Source organism: Streptomyces sp. NPDC007901 (assembly GCF_042959465.1).
GTDB lineage: Bacteria > Actinomycetota > Actinomycetes > Streptomycetales > Streptomycetaceae > Streptomyces.
In genome coordinates, this window is record NZ_JBIBKW010000036.1 from 52,236 (window position 1) to 60,493 (window position 8,258).

The 8,258-nt window shown below is 68.3% G+C and carries 7 protein-coding genes and 2 pseudogenes; 4 read left to right on the plus strand and 5 right to left on the minus strand.

The window, feature by feature from the left end:
- Nucleotides 1-16 precede the first annotated feature (16 nt).
- Nucleotides 17-382, plus strand: coding sequence for an NAD(P)-binding domain-containing protein (locus ACFZDK_RS52185; protein ID WP_390985488.1), 366 nt, complete (start codon nucleotides 17-19; stop codon nucleotides 380-382).
- Nucleotides 383-457: 75 nt separating this feature from the next.
- The gene (locus tag ACFZDK_RS52190) at nucleotides 458-1,579 is read left to right on the plus strand and encodes an IS630 family transposase (RefSeq protein WP_390985490.1); all 1,122 of its coding nucleotides are present in this window, start codon (nucleotides 458-460) and stop codon (nucleotides 1,577-1,579) included.
- A 23-nt stretch (nucleotides 1,580-1,602) separates the two neighbouring features.
- On the opposite strand, the gene ACFZDK_RS52195 is transcribed toward ACFZDK_RS52190, so the two are convergent.
- Nucleotides 1,603-2,664, minus strand: a complete 1,062-nt coding sequence (locus tag ACFZDK_RS52195) for a saccharopine dehydrogenase NADP-binding domain-containing protein (protein WP_390985493.1) — start codon at nucleotides 2,662-2,664, stop codon at nucleotides 1,603-1,605.
- 125 nt (nucleotides 2,665-2,789) lie between these two features.
- Here ACFZDK_RS52195 and ACFZDK_RS52200 point away from each other — a divergent pair, with 125 nt between their 5' ends.
- A complete protein-coding gene (locus ACFZDK_RS52200) occupies nucleotides 2,790-3,773 on the plus strand; it encodes a cupin domain-containing protein (RefSeq protein ID WP_390985496.1) in 984 nt (327 codons plus the stop codon).
- 544 nt (nucleotides 3,774-4,317) lie between these two features.
- On the opposite strand, the gene ACFZDK_RS52205 is transcribed toward ACFZDK_RS52200, so the two are convergent.
- The 3 genes and pseudogenes from ACFZDK_RS52205 to ACFZDK_RS52215 form a co-directional block, all read right to left on the minus strand.
- A complete protein-coding gene (locus ACFZDK_RS52205) occupies nucleotides 4,318-4,674 on the minus strand; it encodes a nuclear transport factor 2 family protein (RefSeq protein WP_390985498.1) in 357 nt (118 codons plus the stop codon).
- Between the two features lie 51 nt (nucleotides 4,675-4,725).
- Nucleotides 4,726-5,979 carry an IS256 family transposase gene (locus ACFZDK_RS52210; RefSeq protein WP_390985501.1) on the minus strand — a complete coding sequence of 418 codons (1,254 nt, stop codon included), beginning with the start codon at nucleotides 5,977-5,979 and terminating at the stop codon, nucleotides 4,726-4,728.
- A gap of 158 nt (nucleotides 5,980-6,137) precedes the next feature.
- Nucleotides 6,138-6,954: pseudogene (locus tag ACFZDK_RS52215) on the minus strand (phosphotransferase enzyme family protein).
- A 133-nt stretch (nucleotides 6,955-7,087) separates the two neighbouring features.
- Between ACFZDK_RS52215 and ACFZDK_RS52220 the strand changes: the two are divergent.
- Nucleotides 7,088-7,335: pseudogene (locus ACFZDK_RS52220) on the plus strand (IS5/IS1182 family transposase); the annotation flags it as partial.
- Between the two features lie 22 nt (nucleotides 7,336-7,357).
- On the opposite strand, the gene ACFZDK_RS52225 reads toward ACFZDK_RS52220, so the two are convergent.
- Nucleotides 7,358-8,023: a methyltransferase domain-containing protein gene (locus ACFZDK_RS52225; RefSeq protein WP_390985503.1), complete on the minus strand. Its 666-nt coding sequence runs from the start codon at nucleotides 8,021-8,023 to the stop codon at nucleotides 7,358-7,360.
- Between the last annotated feature and the right edge of the window lie 235 nt (nucleotides 8,024-8,258).

Here is an 8,258-nt window from a genome sequence, read left to right on the forward strand (position 1 = left end):
CGGACCGTTCGATTTCATGGGTTCGCTCATCAGCCTCCCGAAGGTGTGGGTTCTCGTGAACAAAGCCACGACTGTGGGATCCACCGGAAGCGGACACATCGGCAGTGCCATCGCACGGCTCGCCATCGAGGCCGGGCACCAGGCCGTGCTCAGCAATTCGCGCGATCCCGAAACGCTCGCGGACACGGCCGCGGAACCGGGGCCGCTGGGGGCCGCGGCGACGAGCGGGGAGGCCGCGGCGGCCGGTGACATTGTCGTGGTCACGGTGCCGGTCAAGGCCTTCCCCGACTTGCACGCCGCCCCACTGGCCGACAGGACGGTCATCGATACGTGCAGCTATAGCCCCGAGCGCGACGGGCCCATCCTCGAGCTAGTGCTGTGACCGCATAGGTTCGCCGGGGTGGCGATCGTGGCGGTTGGATGTGGGATGAGGTCCGATCCGACCGTTGGAGGCGCGGTGGCCGAGCCTGTCTGTGTGCGCAGACTGACCGACGAGGAAGGGCAGCGTCTGCAGCAGATCGTGCGCCGGGGCAGCACCAACTCGGTGCGCTATCGGCGCGCGATGATGCTGTTGGCCTCGGTCAGCGGGAACCGGGTGCCGGTGATCGCGCAGCTGGTACAGGCCGACGGGGACACCGTCCGGGACGTCATCCACCGGTTCAACAAGATCGGCCTGGCCTGCCCGGACCCTCGATGGGCGGGAGGCCGTCCCCGCCAACTCAGCCCTGACGACGAGGACTTCGTCGTTCGGGCGGCCACGACCCGCCCCACCAAGCTCGGCCAGCCATTCACCCGCTGGTCACTGCGCAAACTCGTGGCATACCTGCGGAAAGTCCACGGCCGGGTGATCCGCATCGGCCGCGAGGCGTTACGCGGCCTGCTCGCCCGCCGCGGTGTCACCTTCCAGCGCACCAAGACATGGAAGGAATCACCCGACCCGGACCGCGAGGTGAAGCTGGACCGGATCGAGGAGGTCCTGGACCGCTTCCCCGACCGGGTGTTCGCCTTCGACGAGTTCGGACCGCTCGGGATCCGGCCCACCGCGGGCTCGGGCTGGGCCGAACGGAAACATCCCGAGCGAGTGCCGGCCACCTACCACCGCACGCACGGGGTGCGCTACTTCCACGGCTGCTACTCGGTCGGCGAGGACCGCCTGTGGGGCGTCAACCACCGCAGGAAAGGTGCCGTGAACACGCTGGCCGCGCTGAAGTCGATCCGTGCCGCCCGGCCCGACGGCGCACCCATCTACGTGATCATGGACAACCTGTCCGCCCACAAGGGCGCCGACATCCGCTGCTGGGCGAAGAAGAACAAGGTCGAGTTGTGCTTCACTCCGACCTACGCCTCCTGGGCGAACCCGATTGAGGCGCACTTCGGGCCGCTGCGGCAGTTCACCATCGCCAACTCGAACCACGCCAACCACACCGTGCAGACCCGGGCCCTGCACGCTTACCTGCGGTGGCGCAACGCCAATGCCCGCCACCGCGACGTCCTGGCCGCCGAACGCAGGGAACGGGCCCGCATCCGCAGCGAGAAGGGCATCCGCTGGGGCGGACGCCCCCTCAAAGCCGTAGCCTGACGTAGCTCGGCGAGCCTATGCGGTCACAGCACATGGCGGGCATCGACTCTCCACTGCACGCCGTGCTGGACGAGGAACTCCAGGAAGTCGGCTGGTGAGTAGGCCTGGGCCGGGGCAAGGACCCCAGGCTTGGCACCGTCTGCAACGAGCCGACGCGCGCTTTCGACCGCGATGACCGCTGTGCTTCCCTGCATGTCGATGCCGTGAACGACGCCGCGAGCGTACCGGCCGTCCTCGCTTGTCGCCTCAACAACGATGATCCAGCGCGCAGTGCGGCGGCTGTCCGCGGGCGGTCCCTCGGGAATGCTGTCGATGAGCGCGGGGGTGATGTCGGCAAATGCGGCCGCAAGTTCCGCACGGACCACACCCTCGACCCGGCGTGCCGCGACGTGGCGGGGAACCGTGACCACCGCCGGAAGAGGGAACTTCGCCACCGGCACCGGGTCGGGGCCGTCCGGAAAGGTGAGTGCCGTACGCCGTGCGGCGATATCGGGATGCCAGCGGCCGTCTTCGTAGCCGAGGCCGCCGCCGGTGAAGGTGTCGATGTTCTCCAGCGCCGACCGGAGAGTGCCGCGGGACGGCATCGCGCCACTGCGGACCAGCTCCAGGCCGATGACGAGTTCCCGTACAGGACGGACACGTTCGGCTACGAGGTGAGCGAGCAGGTCGCTGGGCAGGCCGTCGTCGTTGGCGCCCGGGACGACTGTCACCCCGGCCGCCTTGGCTGGCGCGGCGAAGGCGCTGAAGATCCGATCGAGGTGGCGCTGTTCACCAGCGATGTCGACGTAATGACACCCAGCGGCGATGGCGGCCCGCACGACCGCTTCGCCGGACAGAACGAACGGGCCCGCGCAGTTGATGACCGCGGCACAGTCCTGGAAGGCATGGACGAGTGCGGTGTGGTCCCCGGACACGGCGCGCCGTATTGCGGCGCCGTCGACTGCGGCAAGTCCAGCTCGGGCGGCTGCCTCGCCGAGGCGATCGACGTTCCGGCCGACCAGCACCGTCTCGATGTCCCGCCGGGCCAACTCGGCGACGACGAGCTTGCCGGTGTAACCACCGGCGCCGTATACCGCGATCCGCATGCCCGATGTCCCTTCGACGACCTCTGAAGACAGCGTATGGCTCTTGGGCGAGACGGCTAATTCGTCAGCGTCTCCTCTGCATACGTGATCGTCTCGGATGCCGAGGATCCGGATACGCTGGCCGAATGGACCTGCTCAGTGACGCGATCGCCGCCATGCGCATGGGGCGGCCGCACTACGCGCGCACCGAGCGGCACGCGCCGTGGGCCGTACGCCACAGGCCCTTCGCCGGTGCCGGCTTCCACCTCATCCTGGAGGGCAGGAGCTGGCTGATCCCTCCGGACGGCGAACCAATCGAACTCCAGGCCGGAGACGTTGCCTTCCTCCCCCACGGCAGTGCCCACTCCGTGACCGGTGATCCCGCCATGCCGGTGGCCGACCTCCCCTCCTCGCCGCTCGACGATCCCCACCAAGACGATCACCCCGACGGCGCCGGGGCGGGGGCCCGGACCGTGATGCTCTGCGGCGCCTACCTCATGGACCGGACCCGGCCCCACCCACTACTACGGGAGTTCCCGGAGCTCGTTCACCTGCCGGTTCGCCTCGGACAGCACTCGTCACTGCGCGGAGCCACCGAACTCCTCGCGACCGAACTGGCAGAGCCCCGTCTCGGCAGTGACGCCCTGCTGCCCGCACTTCTCGACGCCCTGTTGCTGTACGTGATGCGGGCCTGGCTCGATGAGCGGCCCCGGCACGATGCAACCACCGGCTGGACCGCGGCCCTGCACGACCCGGCCATCCACGCCGCGCTCCAGGGCATTCACCGCGCCCCGCACCGGCCATGGACGGTGGAAGAGCTGGGAGCACTGGCCGGGTTGTCCCGAGCGGCATTCGCACGGCGGTTCACCACCTTGGTGGGTCAGCCACCGCTGTCGTACCTGACCTGGTGGCGCATGACCACCGCAGCCCGGCTCCTCCGCGAATCCGATGCTCCGCTGAAGACTGTGGCCAACCGGATCGGATACACATCCGAGTTCGCGTTCAGCACGGCCTTCAAGCGGGAACACGGCCTGACCCCCGGCGCCTACCGACGCCAGACGACATCCGCAGATCTTGAAACCACGGGCGCCGACACCGGATCCGGCGAACCTATGCGGTCACAGCACTAGACAGCAAGTCGCTCACCTCAAGCGAGCTGCTGCTGCGGTACGTCCCGGACGCCATGCTCGTAAAAGCATTCAAGAACATCTTCTTCCAGCACCTGCTGTCACTCGCCCGCCCGGCGGGAGCGGCCGAGCGCTCGCTCGTACCTGCCGATCGCCGGGGACCCCGCGTCGGCGAAGGTCGCGGTGACCGAACTCGTCGAATCCATGGGGCAAAGCGTGGTGGACGCGGGGCGGTTGGCCGACAGTTGGCGGCAGGCGACGGGTACGCAGGGCCAGCCGGTCGGCGAGGACGCCATCCGCGCGGCATTGGCCGGCGCAGCGCGGTAGCCGCAGGCTCGCGCGGGCCACGGTATGGTTCGGCCGCGTTGTGGCCCCGTCCGGTAGGGGTGATCACGCAGAACTCGTCGCCGTCCGGATCCGCCAGGGGAAGTCCCTTCACGAGGGCTACATGTACCTCGTCTTGACGGTGTCCACCCTTCTGGTAGCCGTCCCAGCACTCATACCCTAGAGATCCGGAGCAATCGTCAAGAGTTGTGGATCAGCATCGTCAGGGAGTGTTCCGGCGGTAGGTCCACATCTCGGCCATCTGACCGTCGAGGAGTCGGATCAGCCAGATGAGATGGCTGTCGATCGTGCCTGGGCGACTTTCGTGGCCGACGCCGCCGACCACGGACAGCAGATCGTCGCTGCCGAGGATCGTGTCGATGTGGAATCGGAGTCCTGGTCGGCTGGCGTGCGTCTGCGTGACGGCGCGTTGAACGTCAGCGGGCCCGGTCACCTCCGGGTGTGCATGGTCGGTCCAGTCCGGGCTCAGCACTTCCGGAGCGCTCGAGGTGTCGCCCGTGTTCCACATCTGGAAGTACCGCTGCACGACGTGGTGGGAGGAGGCTGCTTGCGCGTCCATCGGGTTCTCCTTTGCTCCTGGCGGGGACAGCCTGCGAGATGAACCGTAAGATCACGCGGCCCTCGTGTCTGTCCGTTCGGCCAAGACGCCGTTCTCGAATCGGGCGCCGGAGCGCACGAGTGCGACGAGGTGGGCTCCCGTGATCGCTCGCCACCGAGCCTGGGCGGACTCGACGAGCTTGAAGACCATCGCGAGTGCCGCTGCCGGGCTGCCCGCCCCGCGGGTGACCTTCGTGCGCAGCTTGACCGTGGAGAACGTCGACTCGATCGGGTTCGTGGTCCGCAGGCGGATCCAGTGCTCGGCCGGGAAGTCGTAGAACGCCAGTAGTTCGTCCCGGTCGTCGGTGATCTTCGCGACGGCCTTGGGGAACTTGGCTCCGTAGGTCTTCGCGAAGGCCTCGATCGCCTTCTCGGCGTGGGCGCGGCTCTCGGCGTTGTAGATCTCCTGCATTGCCTTCAGCGCGCCAGGCTGCGCGGACTTCGGCAGGCAGTTGGTGACGTTGCGGGATTTGTGAACCCAGCACCTCTGCGGCCAGGCAGCCGGGAACACCTCGGCGAGTGCCCGCCACAGGCCCATCGCGCCGTCGCCGACCACCAGCTCGGGGTCGCGCATGCCGCGTCGGCGGCAGTCGCGCAGCAGGTCGGCCCACGACTCGGTGGACTCCCGCAGGCCCTCGGCCAGCGCGATCAGCTCCTTGGCGCCGTCAAGCCGGACGCCCAGCAGGACCAGGACGCACGAGTGGGCCTGTCCGAGGCGGACCTTGAGGTGCACGCCGTCGGCCCACACGTAGACGAAGTCGCGGTCGGACAGGTCCCGGGTCTGGAAGGCGGCGTGGTCGTCACTCCACTGCTTGGTCAGCCGGGTGACAGTGGCCGGGGACAGGCCGGCGGTGCCGCCGAGGAACTGCTCCAGGGCGCGGACGAAGTCCCCCGACGACAGTCCGTGCAGGTACAGCAGTGGCAGCACCTCGGAGATCTTCGGCGACTTGCGGCACCAAGGCGCGAGGATCTTCGAGGAGAACCGCTTCCGCTCGCCGGTTGCCTCGTCGACGCGTCGGTCGTTCACCCGTGGGGCCCTGACCTCGACCGGACCGGCAACTGTCACCACGGTGCGGGACTGGTGGTGGCCATTACGGACCACCAGGCGGTGCCCGCGTTCGTCGGTCTCGGCAGTCAACTCGGCTATGTACTGGTTGACTTCCGCCTCCAGCGCGGCGGCGAGCATCCTGCGGGCGCCTTCGCGGACGATCTCGTCGATCAGGGAGCCAGACTGGGTCGAGCCGTCGTCGGTGACTACGCTGAGCATGGGCGTGCCTTCCCGACCCGCGCTGCAACGCGGGCCTACACGGAGACCTTCAAAGGATCATTCGGGAAGGTACGCGCTCCGCGTCCCTGCCCGCACCGATCCACAAGTCCTGAGCATTGCTCCTGGCGATGCGGGACTCGTCGACGTGCACGATCACCTCACTTCGACAGGGCAGTCGTGAACAGCTCGCGGTGGGGCCGCCAGCCACTCCTGGATGCGGTCCCAGCGCTGCCAGCCACCGTGCTCGGACAGTGCCTGGGTGTAGGCGGAGTCGCCGTCAGCCACTCGGTCAGCGACGAAGGCCCGGCAGGATGCGGTGGCCTGTTCGATGACGCCGGGCAGTTCGGCGCGTTCCTGCGGGGACAAGCCGTAACTGTCAGCCAGGATCCGCAGTCGTGCCGGGACATCCAGCCCCGCGGGATAGAGAACTGCCGCGGACGTGGGGTCGAGCATAGGCACCCAGTAGCGGGCGGTCATGGCAACGTCCCACACTGCTCGGCCGGGGGCCGCCAGGTCGAAATCAATCAGGGCTGCGGCATGGCCGTCGCGGAAGACGACGTTTTCCGGGCACACGTCGTTGTGGCACAGCATCGTTCCTCCCGCCGGGTCGGCCAGGGGCCGGGGCCACTCGGCGCATGCATCGACGGCGATGGCCGCACTGGCGTCGTGCAGGCGGCGCAGCAGTCTTCCCACCGATCTCAACGCGGTGTCTGTCATCGCCCAGTGCGCAAACGGCGGTAGAGCGACGTCGCCCGGAATGAAGGTGAGCTGCTCGCGGCCGTCTGCGGTGAGACGAACCGGCCTGGGAGCCGCGTCGAACCCGTGCTCTTTGAGCGCGAGGAGGTGGGCATGGAGGGCAGGCGCGGTGCGCGGCGCCGGGCGTTCCACCAGGGCACCGTGGCGGAAGACCGCGCCCGCGTTCACCATGCCGCCTACCAGGGCTTCGCCCTCCACCGTCTCGCCGTCAGCCGTCATGTCGATCACGCTACCGCCAGGCCGACCGGGCGTGGGGCGGTCCCGAAATGCGCTTCGAACCAGGCAGAATCCCTTCGACCATGAGCTCGTTGTTCTGGCCGCGCTCAGCAGGGGGACTTGACGGATGACGAGTAGGCGATGGTTGCCAGCCCCCTCGGGAGCGGCCGACGGGACCTGGGAGCGGCTGCTCCGGCACGTGCGGGACGCGGCCGACGCCGAGGGGGTGATCGGCTAGGACGTCAACGTCGGCTCCACCTCGGTGCGCGCTCACCAGCACGCCGCTGGTGCCCCAAGCACGCGCTGCCCGCGCCGTCGGCCACCACAAAGGGGGGCAGGCGAAAGGCTCGGAGGCTTCCGAGGGGGCTGACCACCAAGGTCCACTCATGGTCGGAGAAGCCAGTGTCTAACGAAACTCCCCGATCCGGTTTCCGGCGCCCCAGAAGAACGGGCCTGCTGTCGACGTAACGGTGATGTCCCAGCCGAGCTGGCGAAGCTGCCTTTCCAGCTCCGTCGGCTCATAGGGAACTTTCACGATGCGGTAGGCCGTCCCGTCAGGGGTGCGCCGCTGGATGGTGGAAGATGCCGGGCCCTCGACGAGTTCCTCCGGCGTCCGGTAGCGGTCATCGACGAAGAACACGCGGCCCTGCGGTGCGAGGGCGGCAGCCACGAGAGACCAGAAGGACTCGAATCGCCGGGCCGGCACGTGCGAGAGCCAGCACCCCATGAAGACGACGTCATAACGGCGGTCAGGTTCCCAGCCGAAGAGGTCTGCTTCGACGAATGTCACCTGGGCACCATCAGGGACTCGGCTCGCGGCGATCGCGAGCATTTCCGGGGACGCGTCGACGGCGGTGACGTCGGTGGCGTGACGGAGCAGCTGAGGGGTCCAGGTGCCGGGACCGCAGGCTAGCTCCAGCACGCGGCCTGTCGGCCGGAACTCGTCGAGCGCCTCAGTCAGCTCGGCGCCGCCGGGAAGGTCGAGGAGCTGGTTGAGGTAGTTCGGGGCGAGGGCGCGGTAGTAGGCACGCTGTTCGGACAGGAGCCGTTCCTGAGCTGATCTGGTGTCCATAGCGCCACTCTGAGACTTGGCCCAAGGGCAAGGTCAACCCTCAGAAAGAGTGGCTGGCGCTGTGACCGGGAGGGTTCGCCGGGTCGGTGGTCGTGGCGGCTGGATGGGCGGTGGCCGCCCATCGAAACGGCGGGCCCGCATGTCGGCGACGGCTGAAAAGTGGTTCTGGATCACTTTTGGTGCCGGAGCAACGGAGGGTCACCACCTCCGCGATCATGAGCGGTCGTGACCCACG

Excerpts from the sequence above, each read along its gene's own strand:
- ACFZDK_RS52210 (WP_390985501.1), bottom strand. The coding sequence starts at position 5,979 with ATGCTCAGCGTAGTCACCGACGACGGCTCGACCCAGTCTGGCTCCCTG.
- ACFZDK_RS52205 (WP_390985498.1), bottom strand. The coding sequence starts at position 4,674 with ATGGACGCGCAAGCAGCCTCCTCCCACCACGTCGTGCAGCGGTACTTC.
- ACFZDK_RS52195 (WP_390985493.1), bottom strand. The coding sequence starts at position 2,664 with ATGCGGATCGCGGTATACGGCGCCGGTGGTTACACCGGCAAGCTCGTC.
- ACFZDK_RS52225 (WP_390985503.1), bottom strand. The coding sequence starts at position 8,023 with ATGGACACCAGATCAGCTCAGGAACGGCTCCTGTCCGAACAGCGTGCC.
- ACFZDK_RS52185 (WP_390985488.1), top strand. The coding sequence starts at position 17 with ATGGGTTCGCTCATCAGCCTCCCGAAGGTGTGGGTTCTCGTGAACAAA.
- ACFZDK_RS52200 (WP_390985496.1), top strand. The coding sequence starts at position 2,790 with ATGGACCTGCTCAGTGACGCGATCGCCGCCATGCGCATGGGGCGGCCG.